Annotated in this window: 1 tRNA gene and 1 rRNA gene; both read right to left on the bottom strand. The window is 57.8% G+C overall.

Annotated features, from left to right (window positions below):
* Positions 1-452: ribosomal RNA gene (locus ACRYA2_RS26570) — 23S ribosomal RNA — on the bottom strand; the annotation flags it as partial.
* A gap of 217 nt (positions 453-669) precedes the next feature.
* Positions 670-741, bottom strand: a tRNA-Ala gene (locus ACRYA2_RS26565).
* Positions 742-926 lie beyond the last annotated feature (185 nt).

Below are 926 nucleotides of genomic sequence, written 5' to 3'. Positions count from 1 at the left end.
GGTCTCGAGACGTGTTTAGTCTTAGCGGTCGATGTCCGCTATATTCACGAGGGATATCCGACCCTCATTACTCTGGATCTGGCGCACACCATACTTGTTCACGTTACGGGGTTGTCACCCTGTATCACGCTCCTTTCCAGGAGACTTCACGAGAACGTTCCGGTGATGAGAGCCAGTCCTAACACCACATTGCCCGAAGGCTTCGGTTTGGACTGGATCGTTTTCACTCGCCGTTACTCACGACATCCCGTTTGGTTTCTATTCCTGCCGGTACTGAGATGTTTCAATTCCCGGCGTTCCCCATTGCGCGAAGCAATTGCGGTGGGGATTCCCATTCGGAGATCCTGAGTTCTTCGCCTCCGTGCGGCTCCCTCAGGCTTATCGCAGCTTGGCACGTCCGTCGTCGGCGCTCGAGCCGAGCCATCCACCAGCTGGCACAGTAGCCACGCTATTGGATTCGTCGTTGGACTGGAACCCGAGTGAACGGGTCCAGTGGACGTCTGGATTGCACGTACATACGGTTGTCATCGCCACGTCCCTGTGGTAAAGGGGAGCGTGCGTCGAACCCTTCCCATCCACGCTCTCACGGGATGGTGCATCGGTCGTCGCGGACCTGAACGTTTCGCCCCAGTCTACTTAAGGGGAACGATTCGTTCCGGCCCGAGATTATGGACCCACTGGGATTCGAACCCAGGGCATCCTCCTTGCAAAGGAGGCACTCTACCACTGAGCTATGGGCCCACCTCGCCTGACGGCGAGAAATACGTTAGCCTTGGCAATTCAAAGGTGCCCGACCAGCAGCGTGGTCGAGGTCGTCGAGGAACCCTCGTTGCCACGTGAAGTGGCAGATGGGCCAGGCGCGACGGCCTGGTCCCGTGTGTTAGGAGGTGATCCAGCCGCAGATTCCCCTACGGCTACCTTGTTAC

The sequence above is a fragment of the Halomicrococcus pelagicus genome (assembly GCF_050954125.1).
The sequence above is the reverse complement of the archived record's forward strand: the minus strand, read 5'-3'. Positions and strand labels throughout refer to the sequence as shown.